This is a genomic window from Actinacidiphila paucisporea, assembly GCF_900142575.1.
GTDB lineage: Bacteria > Actinomycetota > Actinomycetes > Streptomycetales > Streptomycetaceae > Actinacidiphila > Actinacidiphila paucisporea.
Genome location: NZ_FRBI01000030.1, coordinates 53,675 through 79,821 on the forward strand (window position 1 = coordinate 53,675; position 26,147 = coordinate 79,821).

At 68.6% G+C, this 26,147-nt stretch carries 22 protein-coding genes and 5 pseudogenes; 13 read left to right on the forward strand and 14 right to left on the reverse strand.

The window, feature by feature from the left end:
• Positions 1 to 729: 729 nt before the first annotated feature.
• The 8 genes and pseudogenes from BUE44_RS30690 to BUE44_RS39900 all read right to left on the reverse strand — a co-directional run.
• Complete coding sequence (locus BUE44_RS30690; RefSeq protein ID WP_159450315.1) at positions 730 to 1,356, reverse strand: IS3 family transposase; 627 nt, start codon at positions 1,354 to 1,356, stop codon at positions 730 to 732.
• A 4-nt stretch (positions 1,357 to 1,360) separates the two neighbouring features.
• On the reverse strand, positions 1,361 to 2,512 hold the full coding sequence (locus tag BUE44_RS30695) for an IS30 family transposase (RefSeq protein ID WP_073502287.1): 1,152 nt from the start codon (positions 2,510 to 2,512) through the stop codon (positions 1,361 to 1,363).
• Positions 2,513 to 2,615: 103 nt separating this feature from the next.
• A pseudogene (locus BUE44_RS39895) lies at positions 2,616 to 2,831 on the reverse strand (transposase); the annotation flags it as partial.
• 319 nt (positions 2,832 to 3,150) lie between these two features.
• Complete coding sequence (locus tag BUE44_RS30705) at positions 3,151 to 4,965, reverse strand: ABC transporter permease/substrate binding protein (RefSeq protein ID WP_073502289.1); 1,815 nt, start codon at positions 4,963 to 4,965, stop codon at positions 3,151 to 3,153.
• Entirely contained in the window at positions 4,958 to 6,208 is a 1,251-nt protein-coding gene (locus BUE44_RS30710) for a quaternary amine ABC transporter ATP-binding protein (RefSeq protein ID WP_079190223.1), read from the reverse strand. Before BUE44_RS30710 ends, BUE44_RS30705 begins: the two co-directional genes overlap by 8 nt.
• A 459-nt stretch (positions 6,209 to 6,667) precedes the next feature.
• Positions 6,668 to 7,969, reverse strand: coding sequence for an MFS transporter (locus BUE44_RS30715; protein WP_079190224.1), 1,302 nt, complete (start codon positions 7,967 to 7,969; stop codon positions 6,668 to 6,670).
• Positions 7,970 to 8,354: 385 nt separating this feature from the next.
• Entirely contained in the window at positions 8,355 to 9,551 is a 1,197-nt protein-coding gene (locus BUE44_RS30720; protein WP_073502290.1) for a HEAT repeat domain-containing protein, read from the reverse strand.
• Positions 9,552 to 9,737: 186 nt separating this feature from the next.
• Positions 9,738 to 9,882 (reverse strand): annotated as a pseudogene (locus tag BUE44_RS39900) (IS256 family transposase); the annotation flags it as partial.
• Positions 9,883 to 10,003: 121 nt separating this feature from the next.
• Between BUE44_RS39900 and BUE44_RS30730 the strand changes: the two are divergent.
• Positions 10,004 to 10,678, forward strand: a complete 675-nt coding sequence (locus BUE44_RS30730) for a hypothetical protein (RefSeq protein WP_073502291.1) — start codon at positions 10,004 to 10,006, stop codon at positions 10,676 to 10,678.
• A gap of 99 nt (positions 10,679 to 10,777) precedes the next feature.
• A pseudogene (gene tpg, locus BUE44_RS30735) lies at positions 10,778 to 11,131 on the forward strand (telomere-protecting terminal protein Tpg); the annotation flags it as partial.
• Positions 11,132 to 11,351: 220 nt separating this feature from the next.
• Here the strand turns inward: tpg and BUE44_RS30740 are convergent.
• Positions 11,352 to 11,588: a hypothetical protein gene (locus BUE44_RS30740; RefSeq protein ID WP_235002631.1), complete on the reverse strand. Its 237-nt coding sequence runs from the start codon at positions 11,586 to 11,588 to the stop codon at positions 11,352 to 11,354.
• Between the two features lie 509 nt (positions 11,589 to 12,097).
• Here BUE44_RS30740 and BUE44_RS38950 point away from each other — a divergent pair.
• From BUE44_RS38950 to BUE44_RS30760, 4 genes are all read left to right on the forward strand, one after another.
• Entirely contained in the window at positions 12,098 to 12,433 is a 336-nt protein-coding gene (locus BUE44_RS38950) for a hypothetical protein (protein WP_235002632.1), read from the forward strand.
• Positions 12,433 to 13,518 (forward strand): transcriptional regulator, encoded by a 1,086-nt coding sequence (locus BUE44_RS30745; protein WP_235002633.1) that lies wholly within the window; start codon positions 12,433 to 12,435, stop codon positions 13,516 to 13,518. Before BUE44_RS38950 ends, BUE44_RS30745 begins: the two co-directional genes overlap by 1 nt.
• Before the next feature lie 495 nt (positions 13,519 to 14,013).
• Entirely contained in the window at positions 14,014 to 14,394 is a 381-nt protein-coding gene (locus tag BUE44_RS30755) for a hypothetical protein (RefSeq protein WP_079190225.1), read from the forward strand.
• Between the two features lie 418 nt (positions 14,395 to 14,812).
• The gene (locus tag BUE44_RS30760) at positions 14,813 to 15,142 is read left to right on the forward strand and encodes an ankyrin repeat domain-containing protein (RefSeq protein ID WP_159450316.1); all 330 of its coding nucleotides are present in this window, start codon (positions 14,813 to 14,815) and stop codon (positions 15,140 to 15,142) included.
• Positions 15,143 to 15,542: 400 nt separating this feature from the next.
• Here the strand turns inward: BUE44_RS30760 and BUE44_RS36825 are convergent.
• A pseudogene (locus BUE44_RS36825) lies at positions 15,543 to 15,660 on the reverse strand (IS701 family transposase); the annotation flags it as partial.
• Between the two features lie 128 nt (positions 15,661 to 15,788).
• On the opposite strand from BUE44_RS36825, the gene BUE44_RS30770 reads away from it, so the two are divergent.
• Positions 15,789 to 16,601: a DUF4037 domain-containing protein gene (locus BUE44_RS30770; RefSeq protein ID WP_073502294.1), complete on the forward strand. Its 813-nt coding sequence runs from the start codon at positions 15,789 to 15,791 to the stop codon at positions 16,599 to 16,601.
• A gap of 27 nt (positions 16,602 to 16,628) precedes the next feature.
• Here BUE44_RS30770 and BUE44_RS30775 read toward each other — a convergent pair whose 3' ends face one another.
• Positions 16,629 to 18,146, reverse strand: a complete 1,518-nt coding sequence (locus BUE44_RS30775; RefSeq protein WP_079190230.1) for an ISKra4 family transposase — start codon at positions 18,144 to 18,146, stop codon at positions 16,629 to 16,631.
• An 8-nt stretch (positions 18,147 to 18,154) separates the two neighbouring features.
• Positions 18,155 to 18,655, reverse strand: coding sequence for a hypothetical protein (locus tag BUE44_RS39415; protein ID WP_073502314.1), 501 nt, complete (start codon positions 18,653 to 18,655; stop codon positions 18,155 to 18,157).
• Positions 18,656 to 19,289: 634 nt separating this feature from the next.
• Between BUE44_RS39415 and BUE44_RS30790 the strand changes: the two genes are divergently transcribed.
• From BUE44_RS30790 to BUE44_RS30800, 3 genes are all read left to right on the forward strand, one after another.
• The gene (locus tag BUE44_RS30790) at positions 19,290 to 19,964 is read left to right on the forward strand and encodes a DciA family protein (protein WP_073502296.1); all 675 of its coding nucleotides are present in this window, start codon (positions 19,290 to 19,292) and stop codon (positions 19,962 to 19,964) included.
• Between the two features lie 190 nt (positions 19,965 to 20,154).
• On the forward strand, positions 20,155 to 20,694 hold the full coding sequence (locus tag BUE44_RS30795) for a Swt1 family HEPN domain-containing protein (RefSeq protein ID WP_143172620.1): 540 nt from the start codon (positions 20,155 to 20,157) through the stop codon (positions 20,692 to 20,694).
• Complete coding sequence (locus BUE44_RS30800; RefSeq protein WP_143172621.1) at positions 20,670 to 20,972, forward strand: hypothetical protein; 303 nt, start codon at positions 20,670 to 20,672, stop codon at positions 20,970 to 20,972. Before BUE44_RS30795 ends, BUE44_RS30800 begins: the two co-directional genes overlap by 25 nt.
• A gap of 463 nt (positions 20,973 to 21,435) precedes the next feature.
• On the opposite strand, the gene BUE44_RS30805 is transcribed toward BUE44_RS30800, so the two are convergent.
• Together BUE44_RS30805 and BUE44_RS30815 are read right to left on the reverse strand one after the other, a co-directional pair.
• Positions 21,436 to 22,404: an SGNH/GDSL hydrolase family protein gene (locus BUE44_RS30805; RefSeq protein WP_107415893.1), complete on the reverse strand. Its 969-nt coding sequence runs from the start codon at positions 22,402 to 22,404 to the stop codon at positions 21,436 to 21,438.
• A 750-nt stretch (positions 22,405 to 23,154) separates the two neighbouring features.
• On the reverse strand, positions 23,155 to 23,595 hold the full coding sequence (locus BUE44_RS30815) for a hypothetical protein (protein ID WP_143172622.1): 441 nt from the start codon (positions 23,593 to 23,595) through the stop codon (positions 23,155 to 23,157).
• A 397-nt stretch (positions 23,596 to 23,992) separates the two neighbouring features.
• Between BUE44_RS30815 and BUE44_RS30820 the strand changes: the two genes are divergently transcribed.
• The 3 genes and pseudogenes from BUE44_RS30820 to BUE44_RS30830 all read left to right on the forward strand — a co-directional run.
• Positions 23,993 to 24,745 carry a peptidoglycan-binding protein gene (locus tag BUE44_RS30820; RefSeq protein WP_073502316.1) on the forward strand — a complete coding sequence of 251 codons (753 nt, stop codon included), beginning with the start codon at positions 23,993 to 23,995 and terminating at the stop codon, positions 24,743 to 24,745.
• Positions 24,742 to 25,575: a helix-turn-helix domain-containing protein gene (locus tag BUE44_RS30825; protein ID WP_073502300.1), complete on the forward strand. Its 834-nt coding sequence runs from the start codon at positions 24,742 to 24,744 to the stop codon at positions 25,573 to 25,575. The genes BUE44_RS30820 and BUE44_RS30825 overlap by 4 nt, the downstream gene beginning before the upstream one ends.
• Before the next feature lie 363 nt (positions 25,576 to 25,938).
• Positions 25,939 to 26,147: pseudogene (locus BUE44_RS30830) on the forward strand (hypothetical protein); the annotation flags it as partial.

The following is a 26,147-nucleotide window of genomic DNA, read 5'->3' on the forward strand; positions in this document are numbered from 1 at the left end:
CCCTGGGTTCTCGCTCGCGCCAACTCGCGCATGTGGATCTGGGGTTGTCCGTGCCAGGCTTACTTGGTTGCGGCGTATGAGCTTGCGGACGAGGTACGTGCCCGTATCCGGGAAGCCCGCTCGGTGAACGCGGGGGCGCGGGCATCGCGTTTCGGCGCACCGCTGGCGCGACTTGTGCCGGCGGATTTCGGCTTTGCAACTGCCGCGGGGCAGGTTTCGTGAGCGCGTGGTGACCCGCTTCTCGCGTGCGGTGACGAAGACATCGCAGGCGCAAGCTCGGGCGGTCCCATCCTCGGCCCGGATCACGCCCACCTCCTCCTCCCCCAGCAGATGTGTGGCCGCCGCGTAAATCTCGGTATCGTTGCTCCTGCGCCTCGGTGACAACTACGCGGGTTGACCAAATCTTGCCGTTTTGTCCCGAAAGCTGGTATGCAACGGTTCAGCCCGCTATGGGTATCGCCAGCTCAGAGACCTGGGCGAATAATGAAATCATGACCTGAATTTTTAATGATTTCCATAGAATTTTTGTCACGACGTGAGGATGTATTTTTCATAGTCTCTTGCGTTACTTTTGCTTGGTGCGGACCATGACATATGTCATGGTCTGTTGTCTCCGCCGGGGCGGTTGCAAGGTCCTGACGAGTGGTCGACCGTTCAGGTTACGACAGCATGACGACCGCCGAAGATGTCTGGTATGAACTTTTTCCCCGTGATCTCGGACATTCGTTCTTATGCGGCGAGGGCGTGTCGTTGTCGGGTCTCTTGCGGGGTCAGGTAGCCCCAGTTGGGGTGTTTGCGTAGCCGGCGGCGGTTGTAGAAGGTCTCGATGTAGGAGAAGACCGCGGCGCGGGCGGTGGCCCGGTCGGGCCAGGTCCGGGTGCCGGTCTCGGCTTTGAGAACCGCCCAGAAGCTCTCGGCTGCGGCGTTGTCGTCACACGAGCCGGTGCGTCCGGTGCTCACCCTCATGTCCAACTCGGCTGCCGCCGTTCGGAATTGGGCTGAGGGGTAGTCGCTGCCGCGGTCGCTGTGTGCGATGCAGCCGGGCTCCGGGCGGCCGCGTGCGTGGGCCATGTGCAGGGCGTCGACGACGACCAGGTCGGCGCGGTGGTGGTCGGCCATCGACCAGCCGACGACCTCCCGGGTGGCCAGGTCCAGCCAGCAGGCCAGGTAGAGCCAGCCCTGCTCGGTGGGCAGGTAGGTGATGTCGCCGACCAGGCGGGTGCCGGGCCGGTCCGCGGTGAAGTCGCGGCCGATCAGAGCAGGGTGACCGGGTAGGTGGCCTTCTCCGCCGCGATGAACCGGTAGACCTCGCTCACCGGTCGCTCTCCCGCGCGAAGAAGGCCGTGGTGGGGTCAACCCGTCAGCGCAACAGGGGTTCCAGCCTATCGGCGGGCGTGTCGAAGTCGAGGGTCTTCCGGGGCCGTGTGTTCAGCTTCAAGGCGATCCCGTCGAGGTCCTCCTGGGTCAGGTGTTCCATGCTGGTGCCCTTGGGCATGTACTGACGCAGCAGGCGGTTGGTGTTCTCGTTCGTGCCGCGCTGCCAGGGGCTTTGCGGGTCGGCGAAGTACACGCTCGGGCCGGTCGCGGCGGCGACGTCCTTGTGCCCGGCCAGCTCCATGCCCCGGTCCCATGTCAGCGACTTCCTGAGGCAGGCGGGCAGGTCGAGCATCCTGGCGGACAGCCGCGCGGTGACGGTGGCCATCTCCCGCCTGTCGAGCTGGACGAGGACGGTGAAGCGGGTGGAGCGTTCAACGACTGTGGCAATCTGGGTCAGCCCGCGGCCGAGGAGAAGGTAGCCTTCCCAATGGCCGGGAATCGCGCGGTCGTCTGCCTCGGCTGGCCGCTCGCTGATCGAGACTGCTTCCTTGATCTGTGAACGCCACTGTCCAGTAACGGTGTTGTGGATATTGCGGCGTGTCGGCCGGCGGGACCTCAGATGCTTCTGGAGCTCCTTCGCGAGCACCCCGCGGGCCTGGATGAACAAGGACTTGTAGATCGTCTCGTGGCTCACCCGCATCCCCGATCCGGCAACGAAGACCCTGGCCAGATGGCCGGAGATCTGCTCCGGTGGCCAGTCTTCGGCAAGCTTGTCAGCCACGAAGTCCCGAAGCGGCCGATTGGAGGCGAGCAAGCACGGCTGCCGGCGCCGCGCGCTGTCCCAGGCGCGGTCCTCGGCATCCACGGCCCGGTAGCGGGCGGGTCCCTTGTTGCGGGCGATCTCTCGGCTGACGGTCGAGGCGGCCCGTCCCAGGGTGCGGGCTATCTCACGGATCGAGTCGCCACGAGCGAGACCGCGCGAGATCGACTCCCGCTCGTGCAGAGTCAGTTGCCCCGCCCTCCGTTGCCGGACCGGTGGAACATATCCGCCGTTGGACTTGACGATCGTGAAGATCGATCCGGGCGGCCTGCCCAATGCCCGCGAGATCCCGCTGATCGACTCGCCGGCCTTCCAGCGGTCCCATAACTCTCGCTTCTGTGTGTCCGACATCCCCGGACGACCCAACCTCGCCATACGCGCCATCCTCCATGCCTGGGATGTTGCGCTGACGGGTTGAGTCCACCGTGGCTTTTTTCAGGACCTCGATGGTCTTCTGCTGTTCGAGGTTCTGCCGGCGAAGGCGACGCAATTCCTCGTGCTCGGCGCTGGTCAGTTCACCCGGGCCGCCCTCGCCGCGGTCGATCTTGTCCTGCTTGACCCAGCTCCGCAGCCCCTCGGGGCTCACTCCCAGGTCTCGGGCCACCTCGGTGACCGTTTTGCCGGAGGATCGGGCCAGCGCGACGGCATCATGCTTGAACTCCTCCAAGTACCGCTTGCCCTGCTTGTTGCTCACCTGGCACTACTTCCTCTGGGACCTCGCGTCCCAGTCTCCAGGTGTCCAGGTCAACGGGGAAGCTTCACCCTCCGCGTTCCTTCCGGCACCGATCCACAGGTTCCGAGCATTGCTGATGCCGTGCAGCAGGACCAGTGGCCTTCCCGCACCCACCTCCCGGTAGGCCAGGCGCACACCGTCGCGGCCGGCGAAGAACGTCACATCGGGATTCACCACATGCGGGACCATATACCTGCAGGCCCTGGACACCCTCCCGCGGCCTGCTGCCGCCCGTGTGGGGCACGGGCGCGGCAGGCAGGCCGCGGGGAGGGTCCGCCGATCAACCGCCGTTGATCGGAGCCATCTTGTCCACGATGCCGGGATTCTGCCCGATCCACTTCCGCACGCCCTGCGCGGCGTTGCCCTGGCCCGCTCCCTGGATCGTGGCCTCGAGCGAGCCGAGTTGTGCCTCCGTCATGTGGAACGTCCGCATCCACGCGCTGACCTGGGAGAGCTTCGCGCCGCTCGCCTTGTTCGCGAGGTCGTGGACGGAGTCGCCCGGCCCCCACAGGCCCTGGGGGTCGGCCAGCTTGGTCAGGTCGTAGGTGCTGTACGCCCAGTGCGGGGACCACAGCACGACGGCGACGGGCTTCTTCTGCGCATAGTCGCGCTTGAGTTCCGCCAGCATGCTCGCGGTGGAGCTGCTCACCACCTGGTAGTCCTTGTCGAGGCCGTAACCGGGCAGGACCGTGGAGCGCAGGAGCTTCATCTCACCGGCGCCGGGCTCGATACCGATGATCTTCCCGCCGAACTCGGCGCTGCGCCCCTTCAGATCGGCCATGGTCCGCACGCCCTTCACGTAGGACGGTACGGCGACCTCCAGGGAGGTGCGGTCGTACCACGCGCCGAGGTCGGTGTAGTCCTTGCCGTACTGCTTGAGGTAGGACGCGTGCGTGGTGGGAAGCCAGGCGTCCGTCAGGTAGTCGAGCGAGCCGGTCGCGAGACCGGTGAACGCGGCGCCGGGATCGTAGGTGCTGACGGCCGGCTTGTAGCCGCGCTGCTCCAGCACCTCCTGCCACAGGTAGGAGGACGCGATCGACTCGTCCCAGTTGAAGGAGCCGATCCGCACGGACTGCCCCTTGCCGACGTTCGCCGCCGCGGACACGTGCGGCGCGGACCCGTTCCCGTTCCCGGCGAACACACCCATGCAGCAGGCGACCAGGGCCAGGACCGTGACCCCGCAGACGCCGACGGCCGGGCGCGGCCGGTAGCGCAGCACGCGCATGCCGCCGGCGGCGGAGCCGCGCCGGGCCAGCGCCCGGCGGCCCAGCGGTGAGACGTGGTCGCCCAGGGCGCCGGTGATCCGGTCAAGATAGATGGCCAGGACGACCACGGAGACGCCGCCTTCGAAGCCGAGGCCGATGTCGACCTGGCTGATCGCGCCGAACACGGTCGCGCCGAGCCCGGCAGCGCCGACCATGCCGCCGATGACGACCATCGACAGCGCCAGCATGATGACCTGGTTGACGCCCGCCATGATGGTCGGCAGGGCCAGCGGCAGCTGGACCCGCAGCAGCGTTCCCAGCGGCGGGGTGCCGAAGGCGTCGGCGGCCTCGACCAGTTCGGGGTCGACCTGGCGGATGCCGAGTTCCGTCATGCGTACGCCGACCGGAGCGGCGAAGACGATCGTGGCGATCACGGCGGGGACGGTCCCCAGGCTGAAGAAGATGATCGCGGGGATCAGGTAGACGAACGCGGGGAGCGTCTGCATGACGTCCAGCACCGGCCGGATGACCAGGGCGGCCGTGTCGCGGCGGGCCGCCCAGATGCCGAGCGGCACGGCCAGCACGATGGCCGCGGCGCCGGACACGACCACCAGCGACAGCGACTGCATCGCCTGGTCCCACTGCGCGAGCGAGTCGATGAGCGCGAAGCCGACGAATGCCACCACGCCGGCCGGCAGGCCGCGCATCCAGAACGCCAGGAGTGCCAGGATGCCGGCCATCAGCAGCGGGGAGGGGCCGCCGAGGACCCATTCCACGCCGTCGTACATGCCGTTGACGACGCTGCTGATGAAGTCGAAGAGCCAGGAGAGGTGGTCGGTCAGCCAGTTCACGGCGTCTTCCGCCCAGTTCCCGAGGTGGATCCTAGGCACTGGCGACCTCCTTCGCCGTGGCACCGCTATCGCCGCAGTCGGGCGCGGCGGCCGGCCCTGACGGATCGCCGAGCGCCGCGAGCAGGGCGCCGGTGGAGATGACGCCGGTGAGCCGGCCGGTCTCGTCGACCACGGCGAGCGGCAGTGTGGTCCGCGAGGCGGGGGTGAGCAGTCCGGCGAGCGTGGTGTCGGCGCCCGTGGTGACCAGGTCGGTCGCCATCAGGTCGGCCATGGTGTGGCCCCCGTCGTGGTGGCCGTGCAGGGCCTCGCTGACCTGCTCCTCCGTGACGGTGCCGACCGGTTCGCCGCCTGGCCCGACGACGAAGGCGGCGTGCGCGTCGTCGTCCGTGTCGAGAGCGCGCATCGCGACGTCGGGGCCGCACGCGGGCGTGACGGTGACGGGCTCCGCCATGATCGAGCCCGCGGTGAGCACGCGGGAGCGGTCGACGTCCTGGACGAAGCTGGCGACGTAGTCGTCGGCGGGGGCGACCAGGATGTCGGCGGCGGTGCCGACCTGGGCGATCCGGCCGTCCCGCATGACCGCGATGCGGTCACCGAGGTGCATGGCCTCGTTCAGGTCGTGGGTGATGAAGACGATGGTCTTGTGCAGCCGCTGCTGGAGTTCCAGCAGCTGGTCCTGCATGTCGCGGCGGATCAGCGGGTCGAGTGCGGAGAAGGACTCGTCCATCAGCAGCACGTCGGCCTCGGTGGCCAGCGCGCGGGCCAGCCCGACTCGCTGCTGCATGCCTCCCGACAGCTCGTCGGGCCAGGACCTCTCCCAGCCGGCCAGGCCGACCAGCGCGAGGGCTTCGGTCGCCCGCTGCTCGCGCTCCTCGCGCGGCCGGCCCTGTACTTCGAGGCCGTAGGCCGCGTTCTCCAGGACGTTGCGGTGCGGGAAGAGGGCGAAGTGCTGGAAGACCATGCTGATTTGGCGGGAGCGCATGTCGCGCAGGGCCTTCGAGGACAGGGCCGTGAGGTCCCGGCCGTCGAACAACACCCTGCCCGAGGTGGGCTCCAGGAGGCCGTTCAGCATCCGCAGCAGCGTGGACTTGCCCGATCCGGACAGGCCCATGACCACGAAGATCTCGCCGGGTTCCACGGTGAAGGAGGCGTCGATCACCGCTGCGGTGGTTCCTCCCTCGCGTAGCTCCTGGCGCTGTGCGCCGCCTTGCAGCCTGCGTACACCCTCCTTCGGCTTCCGCCCGAAGACCTTGAACACCTGCTCGATGACGAGCTTTGACACGTATACCTACCGGAGCCGGGGACAGAACAGAACCCGGCGGCCGGGCGACGGCGGGCTCCGCGCTCCGCACGGGGACCGTGCGCCGTCACGCAAAACCGCCTCAATGGATCCGGATCGAACCTAACGGCCGCGGGCGGCTGAGTCCCACCTGACCCGTCCGACGCACATCCACCCGCTCAGCGGCCGTGATCGACCGCATTTCCACGACCGGCGGGCCGGCAAACCGCGAGCATCGGAACCATGACCCTTCTCACGATCGGGAGGTTGATTTGAGGCTTATCTCCGTAATTACGACCCTCCCGTGTCGCGACGCCATGTCACCGTCCACACACGCTGCGAATCGGCGTCCATCAGCGAACCGGCTTGATGATCACCTGACAGACCTGGTCAAAATGTTCCTCTTGTCAGCATTTGACCCTCATTGCATCGTGACCGAATCGTTTTCGGAGAGTCCGGGTTTTATGCGTGGCTGGTGGTGGGTGGCTTCGGGGCAGGGTCAGTTGGCTGGCGGTCGCGGTCCGTCGGCTGCCCTCTCGGGGGGAGGGCGGCGGCCGCAGCGAGGCCGAGGGCGAGAATGCCGACGGCGCTGACGAGGAGGGTGCGGGTGGGACCGAAGGCGGCCACGGCTGGACCGCCCAGGAGCGTGCCGAGCGGAACGGCCAGGATGCGCACGGCGGAAACTATGGCGAGGACCTGGGGAAGCAGGGCGGGCGTGGTCGAGTGCTGGAACAGGGTGGTGGACATTGAGGAGTACGGCGGCCAGAGCAGGCCGACAAGGGCGAAGCCGACCAGGGCGGCGAGTGTGGGTGCGCCCAGTCCCAGCGGCAGCAGGGCCGCGCCGGAGACCACGACGATTCCGGCGGCGGTCGGGCCCAGCGGCAGGCGTCGCAGGTATCCGGTGAGTAGTGCCCCGGCGACGGCGCCGGCGCCGAAGAGGCTGTAGAAGGTCGCCAGCACGCCGACCGGTGCGTGGAGGTCATGCGCCACGTGCAGGGGCAGCGCGACGTAGACGGGGCCGAACAGGAGGAAGAACCCGGCGCTGAGCAGCAGTAGGCTCAACAGTCGGCGGTCGTGGCGGATCACACCGAAACCGCTGGTCGGCGGAGCTTGGGTCGCTCCGTCGAGGGGGCTTTTGTCGGCGTCGGGCGGCACGCCCAGGCGGAGGGTGGCGGCCAGGACGGTGAAGGTCACGGCATCGACCGCAAGCACGGACACCGCTCCGCCCCAGACGATCAGGGGGGCTGCCAGGAGTGGCCCGGTCACGGTGGCCGTCGAGCCGATCGTGGAGAGTACGGCGTTGCCCGCGAGTCGAGGGTCTTCGGGTAACTGACGTGCGATCAAGGTGTAGGTGCCGGCCTGGCCCCAGGAGTGCAGCACCGAGGAGGCGGCGAGGAGTGCGACGTACAGCCGGATGGAGAGCACTCCGGTGGTGTGGGCGAGCGGGATCGCGCCGAGTGCGCATGCACGCAGCAGCGCGTCCCAGCTGGCGAGCCGGGCTGGACGGAGTCCGCGCAGGAGGCGGTTGAGCAGTACCGCACCGGCCGCTCCGGGCAGGGTGTAGGCAGCTGCCGCAAGCGCCACCCACAGGCCGCGGTCGCCAGCGGGCGCCAGCTCGACTGCCAGCCAGCTGACGGCGACCACGGCCATGCCGTCGCCCAGGGACGAGACCATGTACCCCGGCAGCAGACGCCGCAGCACCGGGTGAGCGACCACTGGCCAGTAGGGGGAAGACCTCACTGCGTGCGTCACCGATCGCGCCACTCGAACCTCCGGTACATCGACGGCTTCAGATCCGGGATTCTTTCCCAGGAATCCGAGCCGGCCGGACTTTTCTGCGCACGGCGTACAGGTCCTCCTCTCGTATGGCTACGCGGTGAGTAACACCCCGTTCGATGTGGATGTGCTTGCTTCGCCGGTTGGGCTGACGGGCTCGTGGCGGCGGTGGGAGAATCTTGTGCGGCTCGGCGGATTTCGGGGTCCTCCGGCGGCGGCGGTGAGGGCCGACACCGGATTGATCAGTCCCGTTGCGCTTCGTGGGAGGCCGGCTGTCCGCTTCTGCGAGACGTTCGGCGGGTAATACGCCTGGTCATGAGCGTGATGGCTGCAACGGAATTCACCCGACATCGGATGTCGGCCTGTCGTCGGCCTAGATACTCCCGACGTATACGCGCAGGTCGGAGCGCCCGGTCGGCACCTTCCACCGGCGCAGAGCGTCCATTCCGCCGGTGGGCCAGCCATCGGCGTCCTGGTCGGCAATGAACCGCACGACCCGCTGCTGCACGTCGCTCAGGTCTCCGAAGGACTGCGGCGCTTCGGCGGGTTCGCCCGGAAAGACCAACGTGAACAGCCTGTGCGACATGTAATACCTGTCGTGATACCTCTCGACGCCCCTACAGTCAGCCAGACCGACGAGCATGGCCTCCACCGCCCGCAGCGTCGTGGCCTCAGACGTCTCGGCCAGAGCCATCACCGCGAGGCCGCCGTAGGAGCCGCTCAGGAACGACATGGTCTCAGCCCTCTCCGGCAGCTGGGCAACGACCTGGATCAACACGTCGGCGACGGCCGGACCTACGTTCCCAAGCCGCGTCAGCGCGAAGGCGGAGGCCCAGCGCAACTCGACAACAGGGCTGTCCAGGTAGCTCTGGATGAAGGGGGCGGCCGCCGGATCGCCGAGCAGCCCGAGGGCGACCAAGCCCGTCGCCGCGGCGCCCGGCGAGACTTCATCGGCGACGAACGCCTTCAACAGCGGAATTGAGGTCGCCGCGGACTCGGGAAACCACGCGAACAGGTTCGCCGTCTCGGCACGCAGCTCAGGGCTGTCCGAGGTCAGCAGGACGGCGAGGGCGGGAAGAGCCTCCCGAACGGCGTCGTAGGAAAGCACGACCGCCTCGGCATCTATGAGCACCTGCTCCCAGCTCCCCTCGCGCTGCTTGCGCTGATCGTCGTCCATGGCTTCGGCGATCCACTGGGCCCAGTCTTCGGCTTCACCTCGCAGGCTTGCCAGGTTGTTGCGGTCCTCACGAGGGTCGTAACCGTTCGGCAGATAGTTGTTGTCCAGCCCGATCGCGATGGCGACCAGCAGGCGGACGAACCGGTGCCTGTTGACCAATCTCGGGTCGAGCGCCATCCGCACAAGAAACGGAACGGTGTACACAGCAGCCTGCGATCGCGTGCCCTGGTGCACGATGTGGTTCGCGAGCTGCGCACTCGGCGGGTACTGGCACTCCCAGTCCCCAGCCTGCATCGCCCGGAGGTGTCCAGGGACGTCGTCGGCCTTGCCGTAGGAGTGTTGCAGTTCGGCCCAGGGCACATCGTCCAGGTTGGCCAGAGGATCGCCAGTCACAGCAGCAGATCCTGGCACACCAGGAGTTCGACTTCGGCATCCAGCCCGCCGCAGAGGCCGCCCCGCCATTCCTCCTGAGCACCATGATCCGTCCCCACGAAGACCTCTGAGCCCGTCCCCGTTCGATTTTCTGACCTGGCCACATGTGGGTCTGTCTAGCGACTGGTGTAACTGGGGTTGCGTGGGTTAGCGGCGGCCGATGGAGAGTCGGCCGTCGAAGGCGACGTCCGAACGCCTGGAGTGCGGGCTTCCAGCGCATGGTCCAGCGTTTGCGTCCCTGGCCGGTGGGGTCCAGGCTCATGACGGCCATGTAGACGCACTTCAGCGCGGCGGCGGAGGCCTCACGCGCTGCCGGCTGGACCGCGTACGACAGCGGCAACCTGGCCGCCGCCGAACGCCACTACGCCGCCGCCCTCCGCAACGCCTCCGAAGCCGGAGACCTGGTCACCGGCGTGAACACCGCCGCCTTCTGGGCGATCCTGCACTACTCCCACGGCAACGCCCGCGGCGCGATCACCCTCCTGGACACCGCCCTGACCATCGCGCCCCGCATCGGCTCCGAACGGCTGACAGCGATGCTCTACGCCCGCGCCTGCCGTGCTCACGCCCGCGCCGGGGACACCCGGGCCGCCGACCGCGCCGCCGACGCCGCCCTGACCGCGTACGACCGCACCGGGCCGGTCACCGAAGACCCCGGATGCGTCTACTGGGTCAACCGCGGCGAGATCCACCAGCTCCTCGGCAGCTCATCGCTGAACCTGCACTACCCCGCCACCGCACTGAGCCACTTCCAGAACGCCACCACCGCCCACGCTGAGGCCTACGACGGCGACGCTTCCCCCGCGCTCACGCCATCTACCTCGCCCGCCTCGCCGAAGCCCACCTCGACCTCGGACACCTCGACGCCGCAGTGGTCATCGCCCACGAGGCCGTCGACCGCATGGGCGGCATCACATCGCCCCGCAGCACCAGCACCCTCACCGACCTACGCGGCAAACTGGCCCGTCATCGCGGCGTCCCCGCCGTCCGAGACTTCCTCCAAGCCACCCGTTGACTCCTCACGCGCGACGCTCGCCCAACGGCTGCGCTCTGCTGGCGAGGACATCGTGCAGCAGCTCACCGAATAATGACTACGGCGTCGGCTGACGCCGCATCCCACCGGAAAGGGATCACCGCAAATGCCCGACCTGCCCGCGGCCGCAGCCCGTACCGTGGCTGTAGGACCTGCCAGGAGGCCGTCACGCGAGGTCCGCAGCGACTGGCAGCCCCGCGTCCAGCAACGCGCGAAGAAGCAGGGCGCCACAGCCACCGGCATCGTCATCGAGACCCGCGCGCGATTCGGGTTCACCGCCGCACCCGGCTCCACCGACGACGGCCGGATGCGGCGCATCACCCAGCACCTGCCCCCCACCTACGCGGCCCGGCTGTTCGACGCGCAGGCCGCCGGCGTCCCCGAGTAGCAGCTGCAGAACATCGCCGCCGAAGGACTGCAGGAGATCTACTTCAAGGACCGCGGCCGCCGCGCTGCCGACCTCGAGGTCGAGTTCACCGACATCGACTACATCGAGCTGGACTTCTGACGGCCCGGAGGATTACGGCGCCCCCCTCTGACCGGAGCTTGCCGGGGGCAGGGGCGCCCTTCGGTGGTGTGGCGTAACCGCCCTGCGGGCCCCGTCCGTCTGATGCGGACGGGGCCCGGGCGCGGGGCCGTACGGTGACCCTCGATCACGGATCACGGATCACGGATCACGGATCACGGATCACGGCTTGGCCTGGCGACGGATGACGAACGGTGTGTTGTCAGAAAGCGAAGCTGTTGCAGCCTGCCGAAGAGCCGAGCTTCGTTGCCTGTGCGCCCGGGTTCCCCTCGCCGCCGAGGAGGTTGCCGCCAACGCCGTTGAGCAGCCCGACCTCGCCGAGGACGTCCGCGTTCAGGTCGTGGCTCTGGCACTGTGCCGACTGCCTCACGCCGGTGTCAGCGGTGGCGATGGTTGCCGTGCCCAGGACAGCGACGGCAGCCATCGCGGCGGCGGCCATAGCGCTACGAATACGCATTGGATCTTCCTCTCGTGTATGTCGATGACCCTGGCCATGGTTTATCACGCTTCGTGGCAATTGACGTGCGCATTTGCCCCGATTTGCTGAGTCGGAGGCAGTGAATCACCCGAGAGGCAGACGGTCGGTGGCTGCCGCGCCCAGGGCCTCGAAAGCCGCCCGCTGGCCGCCCAGGTGTGACCGCTCGCGATAGTTGGCGGATTGACCCCGGATTCCTCGCAGGTCACGGTGCTTCTGCTCATCGCAGTTGGCGGGACCTGTTCACGGGAGTTGGCGGATCCGGGACCCGAACCAGGCTCTCCACCAGCGAAGACGCAATTCAAGTGATCGTCTTGGCGGCTTCGCCAACAAGCGTGAACATCCGCCAACTAGCGCGAACGGTCACACCTGGGCGGCCGCGTCGCGGTCCACATTCTCTGTCCTCTATCCACAGGTAATCTGTTCCACGGTCGCCGGATGACCTCTGTCTCGACTCCGGCTCGGGTGGGCCGATGAGTGCCGCGGCGGCGACGGCCGCTGTGTGGGTTCCGTCGCCGCGTCGTCCCGGCCTGCCGGTCGACGGCGCGGTCGACGCGCTGCCGGAGATCCCGGAGCTGTTCGTGCCGGAGGCCTCGCACTGGCTGTCGACGTCGGAGCTCATCGCGCAGGAGCTGGCCGCGTTCATCCAGTGCCGCCCCGGGATCGAGCTCCTGGTGCGGCGCAACGGCCTGAAGGAGCGGATGGTCAAGTACCACTTGCAGATGCTGCGGAGACCGGCCTGCTGGTCTGGGTCGCTCTGGGCACGCGGGAGGAGGGCGGGAAGCGGCTGGCAAGCGAGTACGTGCTGATGATCCCGCCGGCGTTCGACGCGGCACTGGGGATCCGCACGGTGCAGCGGCATGAGGCGGCCCCGGACTACACGCGGGCGGTGGCCGGCATCTGCGAGACGAGCCGGGAGCTGATGGCGGCCCTGGCGAAGAAGGCGACCCGTAAGGTCCGCAAGCCCCCGAAGAAGCCGGCTGCAAAGAGGTCGACGAAGGCCTCGGTGGCGGCGCTGGCGGAGAACGCATCGGAGGCCGGGAGCGGCAGCAAGGAGCCGGTTTCCGGGCCGGGCCGTTGCACCCCAATGCAGGGTGGTTCCTCAACCGTCTCCACTGCCGGTAGTACCCCTGATCCCTCTGAGGACAAGCTCGCAAGCGGGCAGCGGACGTCGTCTCACCCGAAGAAGGCCAAGCGTGGGCCGCGGAAGCTCAACCAGGTCGGGCAGCGGTTCTCCCTGGCCGGGGAGCTGATGCGCCGGGTGCCGTGGCTGCGTCCTGCCGACAAGGCGCGGATCGCGTGGGTGGTCTGCGAGGTCTCCGACGCGTGCTGGACGGCCGATGAGGTCGTGGCGGCCCTGGACCTGCGCCAGGAACCGCCCGGCGGCGTACGGCGTGCGTCAGGCTTCCTCAGCGCCCGGCTGCGCGGCATGGTCACCATGCCCGGCTGGACCACCCGCCAGCAGCGCGCGGTGCAGGTCGACCATCGCAACGCCGCCGTCGACGCCGCCCGCAAGGACCGCATTCAGCAGGTCCGCGAGCAGCAAGAACGCAGCGAGAGCGACTGGCCGGCGCCGCGCAGCGCCGCCGTGCGGCGTGAGGTCGACCAGCTGCTCGGCGAGGCCTTCGCGCCCAAGCCGCCGGCTGCCGACACCGAGGGGCTGACGGAGCTGTCGGGCCTGCAGGACCTGACCGCGACCGAGCTGGCGGACATGCGCCGTACCGCGGCCGCGGAGCTGATGAACGGCGAGACAACGCTGATCAGCTTGGCCGTGGAGTGCTGGGGGCCGGCGGCCGCGGAGCGCATCTACGGCCCCGGCCTGGTCCACCGCGCCCGGCAGCTGACCGGCATGACGTCGCTGAGCACGTTCGGTATCGACAGGGGACAGCAGTGACCAGCACCGACCCCAGCAGCACACCGCGGCCGCCGGTGAGCAGCGAGCCGGCCCCGGCTTCCGGTGTGGATCTGGCCCGGGCCGCCTTGCAGGCCGCCAAGGCCAACGCCCGCAAGCGCGGCGAGCAGCCCGGCCCGGGCAAGCCCCGCCGGGTACGTACCGGCCGGAGCGTACGCGGCGACGGACGCGAGCCCCGCGGCCTGTGGCGGCGGTCTTCCAGCAACTCGTCACCGAGCGGGCCTGGGAAGTCCCGGCCGCCGGCGGAAGCGTCCTGCAGCAGTGGCCGGACATCGCACCCGACCTGGCCCCGCACGTCCAGGCCGTGGGGTTCAACGCCGACCTTGCCAAGATTGTTGGAACCGCAGCGTGTGAAGGCTGGGGTCGTTTGTTGGTCGAGATGGGTGTCATCTGGTCGCGCCACCTGTCACCGCCCCCTCGGTGAGGGGCGGCGGAGGTCGAGCCTGCTGAAGCAGGAGCGTCTGGCAGCATGAGCTCGTGACCATCGTCGACGATTCGAGTGACGCCCTCCGGCTGCTTCTGGGACGGGAGGTGAGCGCCCTCTGCTTCGTGCGCGATTACGTCGAGCTGCACTTCGACGGACCGGTCTTGCGGGCGCTGAGCAAACCCTTTGGCCTGTATGGCTGCCGCGGATGGCACTTCCCTGCGCAGGGATCTCTGGAGCTCATGCGCTCCTTCATCGGCAAGACCGTCGACGACTACGAGCTGCTTCCGGACCGGCTCCTCGCGGTGGACTTCGGAGAACACCGCTTCGCCATCCCGCTGGACCAGGCTTCGCGCATGGGTCCCGAGGCGGCCCATCTAATCGGCGTTGACGAGAGAGGCCAGACCGACGCGCGAGCGATGTGGATCTGGTGACAACCGTCGCGACTGAGTGCGGAGAGTGACAACAATCCCGGCCGGCCGATGACAGTCATCACGGCCAGTCACAGGTCGATCGTCTTGATGAGGACGTCACCGTGGTGGCGGAGGAGTTCACGCAGGGCTGCGTAATGGTTCAGGGTGCCCGGGCGTGAGAGGTGGAACCAGGTGTTCGCCCGCCGCTGTCGCCAGACTTGGCGAGTCGCGGAGGCTGGCTTCGATGTTCCGTGGCGCATAGAGCGGCTCACCGCGGGTGCCGTAGGACCAGACGACGGCGGATGCCTCCTGACGCAGCCGGTCGTCCAGGACAGGGCGGACCGGGCCCGGGACGGGCGGGAAGCTGGTGACGATCTCGTGCCAGGTCTCGGGGGGGGTGCCCCTATCTCTTTCGTCAAGCCGGGTGAGGATGGTCGGCATGACGGATCGGGATCGGTTGGGGCGGGCCGCGGTGCACTACGCGGCTGGCGACGGTGACGTGGACGGCCTGAGGACGCTGTTGGCTGATGGCGCCGACCCGGGGGCTGCCGATGCTCAGGGCTGGACTCCGCTGCATTTCGCTGCTCAGGCGCAGGTGCCGGCGGCCGTCGAAGTCCTGCTGGCCGCAGGTGTTGCGGTCGATGTCGTGGACCGTCATGGCAATACGCCGTTGTGGAGGGCGGTGTTCTGTTCGCAGGGCGAAGGCGGGACGGTTCGGCTCCTTCTGGAAGCCGGTGCTGACTTGACCGGGACAACGTTCATGGCGTGAGCGCGAGGGCGCTGGCGGGACAGATTGCCAACTATGACGTGGCTGTTCACCTTCCGGCTGGGGACGACACTTCCTCCTAGTACTCCAGTTGCACTTCTCCATATGCCCTGGTCAGGAGGTTCTTTCTGAGTCTAGTTGACTGATGCGACGTCAGGGCGGCGGTGGTTCGTGACTCACTCGATCAGGGCGCGTTCGGCGCTGGTAGTGGTGATGTCGGGCGATGGCCTGGTGGCGGCGGCGCCAGCAGGACCAGCGGAGCCGGTGTCTGGGTGACTGGTGCCGGGCTGTGGGGGGATGGGCAAGGTCCAGGAGCCGTCGGATTTCTGCCACGGTGAGGGGGACGAGGCTGCTCGAACCGTTTCTCCGGCCCCCCTTTCGGCGGCGTGGGCGGCCATCGCGGCCAGGAAGGCGTGCGCAAGCATGGCCAGGGTGATGTGGCGGTCCCAGCCGACGTAGCGGCGGACCTCGTACTGGTCGAGGCCGCATTCGTTCTTCGCGGCCTGGAAGCATTCCTCGATGGGTGCAGATCTTGCTGGGGTGCCTCATTGAGACGACTCGGGGCTGTTGGATGCGGTAGGCGCTGGGCGGTGATCGCCCGCTGCGGAACGGGCTGGTCGGACGCGTCGACGAGTGCCAGACTCGCGCCATGCGGATGATCACCGAGGACATGGCTCGCGACTTGGCGCAGGTGCCGGGCGTAGTCGGGGTGTTGCTCGGCGGCAGCCGGGCACGCGGAGAGCACCGGCCCGAATCGGACTGGGATCTCGGCGTCTACTACCGTGGCGAGCTTGATCTGGCCGCGTTGCGCGCGCTGGCCGGGCCGGACGTGGACGTGGCCGCTCCGGGCGGCTGGGGGCCCTGGGTGAACGGCGGCGCGTGGCTGCGGGTCGACGGGGTTGCAGTGGACTGGATCCTTCGGGACCTGGACCGGGTCGAGCAGGTCTGGGCTGACTGCTGCGAGGGCCGGTACGAGGTAGGGGTGCAGGCGGGTCATCCGCTCGGATTCTGGTCGCCCTGCTATGCGGGCGAGGTGGCACTGGGGCAGGTACTGACCGATCCCGGTGGAGAGCTGACCAACCTTCGGCGGCGGACCGCGACGTATCCGGAACAGTTGCGGGAAGCACTGACGGCGGGAGCCTGGGAAGCGGAATTCCTGGTCGAAGCCGCGGCGAAAGGCGCTGCCCGGGCCGACATCCTCTACGTCTCGCTGTGTCTGTCGCGAGCGGTCGGCGTGCTGGTGCAGGCGTTGTACGCCGCGGACAGGCGCTGGTGCCTGAACGAGAAGGGCGCCCTGGCTGTTGCCGAGAAACTCCCGGTAGCACCTCCCGGCTTCGGTACGCGCGTGCGCAGCCTGCTGGGGTGCCCGGGAGAGACCCCTGAGGCACTGGGCGCGACGGTGGCCCGGGCTCGGTCGCTGGTCCAGGAGACCCGCACGATGCTGAGCACGCCCTCTGCGTAGGGCACAGAGCAGATCGGGTGTTGTTGATCAGGCGGCGAGTCTGAGTCGATCGCGGTAGCGGGCCTGGTGGTTGCGGGTGAGCTCCTGTTGCTGGTGCCAGGTCCAGTAGGCGTCGAAGTCGCCGTTGCTGCGCAGTGCGCGGAGCTTGAGCACGGCCTCGGCGCCGGCGAGGCCCCACCGGGCTCCGGTGATGTCGAGGCGGTCTTTGACCAGGTGGCGGCAGGCGCCCTCAATGATGCCGGTCGCGATGGGCCAGCCTCGGGAGAGGGCTGTGTCGTAGCGCAGGTAGCGCGCTTTGCCGCGCAGGTAGCCGATGGCGTCGTCGATGCCCTTGCGGCGGTTCTTCTTCAGCCGGGCGGTCCGGGCGGCGGTGTGGAGTTGGTCGGCGACCTGCTCGGCGCCGCCCTCAAGGAGGTTGCGGGCGTGGCGGGCGACCCACGCTTCGGCGGTCGGATCACCGGAAGCGTGCAGGCACCAGGCCGCGTCCCACAGGTATTCGAGCACGTGGATGACGTCGATGACGATATGGACGGTCACATCGCGACGTTCGGCTTCGGCGGTGATGAGGTCGAGTTGGTGCCGGGCTCCGTCCACGAGCACGACCCAGGACCGGCGGTGTCCGGGGTCGCGGTGCTCGGCCTGGTCGAAGGCAGCGGTCACGACCTCGGCGGCGGTGTCGTTCACTGAGCCGGTCAGCCACTTGGAGCGGGCCTTCGGTCCGGGCCGTCGTTCCGGTTCGGGTCCGGGGCCCAGGTCTGTGTCGGGGTCGGCGATGACGTCGTCGACGCCGCGGACGGCGGGTTCGGCATCGTAGACGGCCGCGAGGGTGGCCATGCGATTGCGGCCCAGTTTCTCCCCGGACGCCAGGCGGGTGCGCATCGTGTTGCCGCCCTTCGCGGCCGCGGCCTTCGCGGTCGCCTCGCGCAGGGCCTCCGGCCTTATCACCACGCCCTTGCCGTCGACCGTCACGACCAGGGCCGTGACGTCGGTGCACGGGGCCGGCACCAGGGCCTGGTAGAAGGAGCCGATGTCCGCCGCGGCCCCGACGGCCAGTTCCTGGACCTGCCGGTGCCCGACCCCAGACCGGGTGACGGCGTTGATCTGCTCGCACGCCTCGGCGAACGAACCCCGTGACGCCTCGACGGCCGCGAGGCGGGCCAGCCCGTGGCTGTGGATGCCCGCGGGCAGGTTCAGCACCGCGTCGGCCGGGTGCAGATTGGCCACCGTGTCGCCGCGGTAGGCGAGCCGGGTCACCGTCACCTTCCCGAACACCGTCGCCAGCGTGCGTGAGCGGCCCCGCTCGATCCGCGTGCGCGGGGCCCCGGCTGCGTCCACCACCTCCGGCAGCCGCTGCTCGGTCAGCGCCCGCAGCCGCAGATGGTCCTGATAGAGCTGCCGGGTCACCTCCCGCATCCGCGACCCCAGCAGGTCCTCCAACCGCGAGTGCGTCAACACCGCCGCGTCCGGGGACGCCAACTCCTCGGTGATCTGGTCGAACAGACCCCGCGCGGCGGCGAACGCCGACTCGACCGCGACCGGTGCCAGCCCTGCGCTCACCGGGCAGCCGCCCGGGACGCGAGGGTGAACCGTCCTGGCTCGGGCTCGGTCTCCACCAGGATCTGCCGCTCCGCCAATCGCTTCAGCTTCGAGCGCATGCCCTCGACCTGCCTGGGCTCGCTGCCCAGCCCGACCGCCTCGCACACGTCCTTGCACCGCAGCGGGCCCGCCGCCTCGGCGATCGCCACCAGGATCAGGCGGTAGGCCTGGGAGGTCACCACCGTATCCCCGGCCTCCTCAGCCCTCAACATCACCGGAGCCAGCTCCGACAGCGGGACCACCACCGACTCCACGTCCCCGACCCGGCCCACGCCCGCCGGCGCCGGACCGTCGGCCAGCACCTGGTCCACCGTCTCCCGCGTGATCCTTAGCCGACTCAACTCCTCCTCCACCTGCGCCAGTTCCCGGGACAGCTCCGCGATCCGCTCACGCAGACCCTCGGCGCGACCACGCGCGTCGGCTTCCCGGGCCTCCAACGCCTCGAACAACGACGGCATCACTTCACCCCCAGCCGACACCCGCCCCAGCGGCGGGCTCATCGCCGACGACAGTAGAAGCCAGCCGACCTCACTCCACCCAAAACGGCATCGAATCACCCAAACGAGACACCCCTACAAGATCTGCACCCATCCGCCTTTACAACCACAGCAACACCCCGGTCGACCTCGTCATCGACCTGACCGGCTACTTCTACGCCTACAACCTCAGCTGAGCCCCCACATATCGAAGCGGAAACCACGCCAGCCGGTCGTCCCAGCGGGCGCGGGCGGTGCTCCTGGGGGCGAGCCTCTGGGTGAGCGCGTCGTTGGCGGTTTCGGTGACGTGGACGCGGCCGCAGTGGGTGAGCAGGGTGAGCGCCTGCTCGTGGTTGCCGGTCCGCCAGACAGCACGACGGAGTGCGTGGACGACGCCGATATGATGTTGTTTTTCGCGGAGGTTTGGCATGTTGTGGCCGCACTCCATGAGGCGTACGCATGTTCTATTCAGCGGGTTCGTCTGCGACTCTGGAGGGCCGGGGGTTGGATACCGGTACCAGGTGCGTGACGGTTCGTTGGATTCGTCGTGGGGAACCCGCGGTCGCACGGTCGGGCGGCTGCGGCATATGAAGGAGCGCCGACGACGCCGTCCGGCGTGGACCTGGCCCGGGTCGCCTTGCAGGCCGCCAAGTCCAACGCCCGCAAGCGCGGCGAGCAGCCCGGCCCGGGCAAGCCCCGCCGGGTACGTATCGGCCGGAGCGTACGCGGCGACGGACGCGAGCCCCGCGGCCTGGCGGCGGTCTTCCAGCAGCTCGTCACCGAGCGGGCCTGGGAAGTCCCGGCCGTTGGCGGAAGCGTGCTCCAGCAGTGGCCGGACATCGCACCCGACCTCGCCCCGCACGTCCAAGCTGTCGGGTTCGACGCAGAACAGGGCCGCCTGGACCTGCTGCCCGACTCACCCGGCTACGCCACCCAACTGCGCATGAGCACCGCCCGCCTGGTCGCCATGGCCAACCAGGCAGCCGGACGCGAAACGGTCCGCAGCATCCGCGTCCTGTCGCCCGGCACCCAGACCTCCGCTCCGGCCGCCGACGTGTCCCAGGCTGCCGCGCCGGAGCCGGCCTGGCCCGTGCGCACCCGCGAGGAAGTGTCGGCCGGCTACCACCAGGCGCTCGCCGCGTACCGCGCCAAGAAGGAAGAGCAGGACGACGGGCTCGCCGCGTCGGTGCGCGCTGCGGTGGAGCGGCAGGACCAGGTGCTGCGGGACCACCGCGAACCCGAAGAAGATGTTCGGCGACGGCCGGACCGCCCTCGAGGAACTGCGCGCTAAGGTCCGACAGGCGGCGCCGGTCGACGACGCCCAGGCGCGGGCCCTGCGGCGACTGGCTGACGAACGGGCCGGCCGCGCCGTCCCCACCCCTGATGTGCGGCGTACGGCGTGAGACTACTCGCTGAACTCCCCGCCGTGGAATCCGCTAGCTGTTCACCACCCGGACGGCAAGAATCGTCTAGTGCCTCTCATGGATCCTTCCGAAGCCCTCGCTAGCTGCGAACGGGCGCTGCGGGAACTGCTTACCGTCTCGCTACGCGACAAGTTCGGCGACAACTGGCTCCAGGAGGTCTTCACCCCCGAGGACCTGGCCCGGCTCCGTGAAAAGCAGGAAGTGGAGACTAAGCGCCGCACCAAGCGAGGTGCGGCCGCCGTGTCAGCGAGCTTGATCACCTATGCCGAGTTCACCCAACTGACCCGACTCGTGGACCGGCACTGGGACTCCCTCAACAGAGCCCTAGGGGTCAAGAAGGAGATCACGGTCCTCCTGGACCGCATCGAGGCCCTGCGCAACGCCGTCGCGCATAGCCGGGAACTCCTGCCGTTCGAGCAGGAACTGATGAGCGCCATCGCCGGAGAGATCAGGAACCGAGTGACCATCCACATTGCAGCCAGGACGCCGCCGGTGAATACTTTCCCCGCGTCGAAATCGTGCGCGACAGCTTCGGCCACAGCACCGAGACAGCCGTCGCGGTGCAAGATCAGATGTTCAGTGTGCAGACCGGCGTGACCCTGCGCCCCGGCGATGTCGTACGGTTCACCTGCCGTGCGGTCGATCCCCAAAACAGGCCCCTGACGTGGAAAATGCAGACGCCAGACGGAGCCAGGCACGACGCTGGCGAAGGTGAGCACGTAGAGATCGTCTGGCACGTTGAGGAGAAGCACATCCACAACAACGCGCCGCTGCTTTTGATGGTGAGCAGCGACGGCCAGCACCACCGCTACGGGACCGCCGGCTGGGATGGGATCGTGGACTTCCGCTACAAGGTGCTTCCACCTGTGGCCTGATCCGCTGGCCACCCCCGTCGGTCACCACCAGGCGGTCGCCGCGCACCGCGCCATTGAGGTGGAGCAGGCCGGCCCGCGGTGCGGGCGGCGGTGGAGCGGCAGGACCAGGTGCTGCGGGACCACCGCGAACCCGAAGAAGATGTTCGGCACGGCCGGACCGCCCTCGAGCAGCTGGGCGCGAAGGCGAAGAGCCGTGGGTTCGCGTTTTCTGAAGGGGGTTGGTAGCCGAACTCGCGGGTGATGGTCCAGGACGGTAAGGGGAGGGGCTTGGGTTCGTCTGGGTCTGCCCAAGCGAGGGGCCTGAGGGCTTCAATCGGGGGACCTCGCCGACCGGGCAAGTACATGGTCTGCGGTCATCCCGTGGACCGCAGGAAAGACCGTGGTCGCACAGCGAACTGGCCTGCGGCCGGTGCCGGGGGCCAGTTCGCTGAGAATCGTCGGCGGGAGTGCCGGTACGGCTGGCTCAGCTGAGGGTGTTCAGCATCGCGTCTTCGATGTGGTCGGCGGCGTTGCGGTGGCCGAGGGCGTTGGGGTGCACGAAGGACAGCTGGTCGGGGAGGGTGACGAAGCCTTCAACCCACTTGGTGTCGTCGCAGACGCTGTGGTCCCGGGAGGAGGTGTAGAGGTCGACGAAGCTGGCGGCGTCCTGTGTGCCGGTGGAGTCGTCGATGGCCTTGTTGAGGGGTTCCAGGACGTCGGTGCGCAGCCAGGCCAGGTCGCCCTGGGTGATCGTGCCGAACTTCGTCAGGTCGCCGAAGCCGCACTTGGCCGCGTCCCGGGGGATGACCGTCGGGTAGCCGACGGCGAGGATCTTCGCGTGCGGGGCGCGCTTGTGGAGCACGGCGAGCATCCGGTCGTATTCATGGCGCACCGTCTTCAGCCGGTCCGGGACGTCTGCGGCCAGGGCGTCCTTGCACGGGGTGCCCTTGCCGTCGTTCTCACCGCCCAGTTGCGCGCACTTGGTGAGGAAGTCGGCGAAGCCGAGGGAGTTTCCACCCACGCCGACGGTGATGACGTCGGTGTCCGCGCCCACCGCCTCGGACTGCGGGGGCACTGCGGGGAAGGGGTAGTCCGGGTCCTCGGAGATGGGAGGCAGGTGACGGCCGATCGGGTTCTGGGGTGTGTCGGTGACGTTCTCGATGGTGGCGGCGCCGCAGCTGACGTCGGTCAGTTCGAACAGGCCGCCGAGATCGCGGTCGATGACCTGGGGGTAGGACCGGTCGGTACGCTCGCAGCCGTCGCGCGGGACTTCGAAGGTGTTGCCCGCGGCCACGATGACCCCGGCGGTGTAGGAGTCACCCAGGGCGACCCACTGCTGCTGATCGGCCGCAGCGGCGGAGTGCGCCCCGGCGAACTGCGCGGGAACAGCAGCGCCTGCGGCGAGAGCCGCGGCCGAACCGAGCAGGGCGAGTCGAGTACGGAAGCTTGTCACGAATCCTCCATGGATGCGGTGTTGGCGTCGCTTCGACCCTATACGGAGAGTCACTATCTGTGCTGTACCCACGACAGAATGTCACCGATGGCCAATCGAAGAACTGCGCGAGCATCCGCGCCTCGCTCTGGACCGTGCTGTGCGCGAACCGCTTGACCTTGCGCTGATCCGCGAGAAACCGGTCGGCGTCCTCTGGGCCGCTCGTCCGTACTGGCCGGCCGAGGAACCGCACGTACTCGAAGGTCGCCCGCCGGTCGTCGGCGATCGAACTGTCCGCCATCCCGGCGCCGACCCCGGCGAGCAGGAACTGGTCGACCAAGCTCCTGCTCGAAGTCCTCGTACTCCTGTGCCGTCGCCAGTCGCCGCGGTGTCCCGATCGACCGGACGACCGCTAGCGTCACGACACCTCAACTCACCACGAACGACCATGCGTCATGAATAGCGGCAGAACGTCAGAAATCTTGACGGAACCTCGGACTCTCCACGCGATTCGTGAACCCCCGCTCACCAGCACCGCAGATCAGAAGACCACGAACCGAGCAGGAAGAACTCACGGGAGTCCCGACAAACCGGCCGGCGACGCTGGCCGGCGCCCGGGCGCGGGCTCTGCACGCTCACTGGGGTCAGGAAATACGGGGGTGCCGAATCACCACCCGGGATCGCGGCCCTGCCCGAACGGGTTGTACGCCGACCGTCGTTACCGGGAGTCCGGACCGGGCGATCGGCGTCGCTGCAAGCATCGGCGCAGGTTCAGCGGCCGGTGATTGTGAATCCCTGTACTTCGACAGCTTCACCCCAGGTCTGCGTGAAGTCGTCGCACTCACCAGAGCCGAACTTCTCGGTCACCCAGCCGGCGTACCCCGGCACCGCGTACGTGATCGAACCGCGGTTGTTCCCTGAGCAGTAGCCATAGGTCGTCCACGTGGTGTCCGGAGGCCTGTTCCCGTAGTACACCGTGCCGTTGTTCGCGTAGCACGCCGGATAGCCGTGGTACGGCGTCCAGAGCCTGAACCAGTCTGTCCGGCTGCCGCAGGTGACCTTGTTGATCTGAGGTGTCACGGTGCTCGGAGCCGACACACTGCTCTGAGCGGGGCTGACCGGGACTGCTTCTGCATTCGGCGCCAGGCCGAACACCGCCCCCATGATCGCAGCCGAAGCTAGACCGGCCGCAAGGCGCATACGTGCGCTCATCTCTGTTTCCTTTCTCGAGCGAAGGCTGACAGATCGAAGTTCGCCAGCCATCGGGGTTCGGGGACTTCAATGGCCGTCCCCTTGAAGGTGGGGGGCGGCGCGGGGTGGACCGCGCCGCCCGGCTTGCACCACCGAGATTGCCGGACATTCCCGAACCCTCACAGCGTCCGCTGCCGGTTGACGTACTTGTGGCCCGTCTCACCCTCTGAGCTGCGTAGATGCCGCCGTGCATGACGAAGCCGTGGGACGTGGCGGGGCACGTCGGGCGGCAGGAGGGCTGGCCGAAACGCGTGCTGTGCGGGCGGCGGATCACCTGCCGCGGCGCGGGACAGCCGTATAACAACTGGCCAGGAGGCGAAGGCACGCCTCTGTGGGCGCAACAGGTATGGGGTGGAACATGCCGCGCTGGAAGGCATTACCGAGTTCGCTCGACGAACGGGTGCGGAACCTGGTCGTCCAGATGCGCCGGCTGAAGGACCGCAGCGGACTGAGCCTGGCGTCGCTCCAGATCAAGACCGGTTACAGCAGTTCGTCCTGGGAGCGTTACCTGAGCGGGCGGGCACTGCCGCCGCGGAAGGCTGTGGAGGAACTGGCGCGGGTCAGCGGCGTCGACCCGGCGCGGCTCCTGGTGCTCCACGAAGTCGCTGAGGAGGCGTGGAACCAGGAACCCGCCGCCGCACCGGTCGCGGACATACCGGAGACGCAGAACGCTCGGCGGCGAGGGGTGCTGATCGGTGTCTGCACAGCCGTCGTTGTCGGCGTGGTCCTCGCCGGCGTGCTGTTCGCGGCGCCGTGGAAGGACGGCGGAGACGGGAAGAACAGCGCGACTGCAGCTCGGCACAATTCGGCATCGGCGTCCCGCGGTGCTTTCGCGTACAAGGCGGGGAAGACCTATCCCTGCACGGTGCGCCGGGAGAGCGGCCGGCTGTCCGCGGGCTACAGCGACACCCGCACCGCACTGCTGTCCGGTCCGGACTGGGACGTCGTAGAGGCACAGTGCCTGCTGGGCTACCACGGTTTCGACCCGGGTGGCGTCGACGGCGTCATCGGTCCCAAAACCACACGAGCCGTCAAGCGCCTGCAGCAAAAGGCCGGCCTGCCGCCCGACGGCGTCGTGGGCACACAGACCTGGCAGGTGCTGCGGAAATGACGGACACCGCGCCCCTGGCTGCTACGCCCGCGTGCGCACGGCTGGCCGAGGCGCTGCAAGACCTTAAGTCCCGGACCGGCCTGAGCCTGACCGCGCTGGCCGCGCGTACCGCTTACAGCAAGTCCTCTTGGGCTCGCTACCTCAACGGCAGGCAGCTCGCGCCCCGCGATGCCGTCGAGGCGCTGTGCACCATGGCAGGACAGCCACCGGGACGCCTGGTGGCGCTGTGGGAACTGGCCGAGCTGGAGTGGAGCGGCCGCCACAGGACGTCGGGCGCGCCACCACCGCCCGACCAGCCTGCCAGCGGCGCAGCGCCCGCGGACCGCCCCGCACACCGCTGGAACACCCGGCGGCGACGGTGGGCGCTCGCTGCGGCGGCATGCGCGGTCACGGTGGCGGCTGCCACCTGGCTAACAACATCCCGCGGACCGCACATCCAGGACACCGCGGGGCGCACCGCACCCTCCGCCGCGCCCGCAGCCGAGTGCCGCGCCCAGGAGTGCACGGGCCAGGACCCGGAGACGATGGGCTGCGCGGCCCCCGGCCAGGCCCAGCGACGGGGCCCGCCGTACCGGACCCGCACCGGGGCACGCTTGGTAATCGTTCTCAGCACACGGTGCCACGCCGCGTGGGCACTGGCGTGGAACACCCGCACCGGTGACGCCTTCAAGCTGTCGGCCCCCGGAGGCGCAGTGGAACAAGTCAAAGTGGCCGACACCCTTGACGCGGAGGACCCCCTCTTCACGCCCATGATCGGCCCTGGCGACCTGACCGGCCTGCGAGCCTGTTTCACACCCGCGGCCGGCAAGCAAGAATGCATCCACGGCTGACCGGTGCCGTCGGTGCCTCATCCTCTTCGAGGGTGGCACCGTCGGCGCCCAAAATGTGTGCCGCCGCTCGGCGTTGGTACCGGGGTTAGGGATGGCGCCTCCGGCGCGTGAGGTCCGGGACTGAGGTATGGGCGGCCACCTGCTGTTTCAGGGCCGCGTTGATGTCCTTGAGCTTGCGCCCGCCTGTGGTGGCAGTACGCCGCCGGAGCCGGAGACAACCCCGCCGGGTACCTGCTCTACCTCTACCACCTGTCCCGCGGCGAGACCGGGGTCGCCGACTGGTGGCTGGACCAGACCGGCATCGACCCCACCGCACACGATGACGCCGTCCTGGTCGACGACGGCATAAGGAACGCCCACACGTTGGCCGTCGAAACCGACATCGCAACTATCCTCCGTATCCTGACCCGCCTGGTCGATCCCGAGGCCCCCTCGCGCCGAACGGAACTCGTCTGCACCGTCATGGACTACGTCGCCAGCGCCGTAGCGACGGGCAGCGCCATCCACCCTGAGGCGCAGATCCCCCTCCCGACGGACTTCGCCAAACACCTCGATCTCGTCCTGGCCTCAAC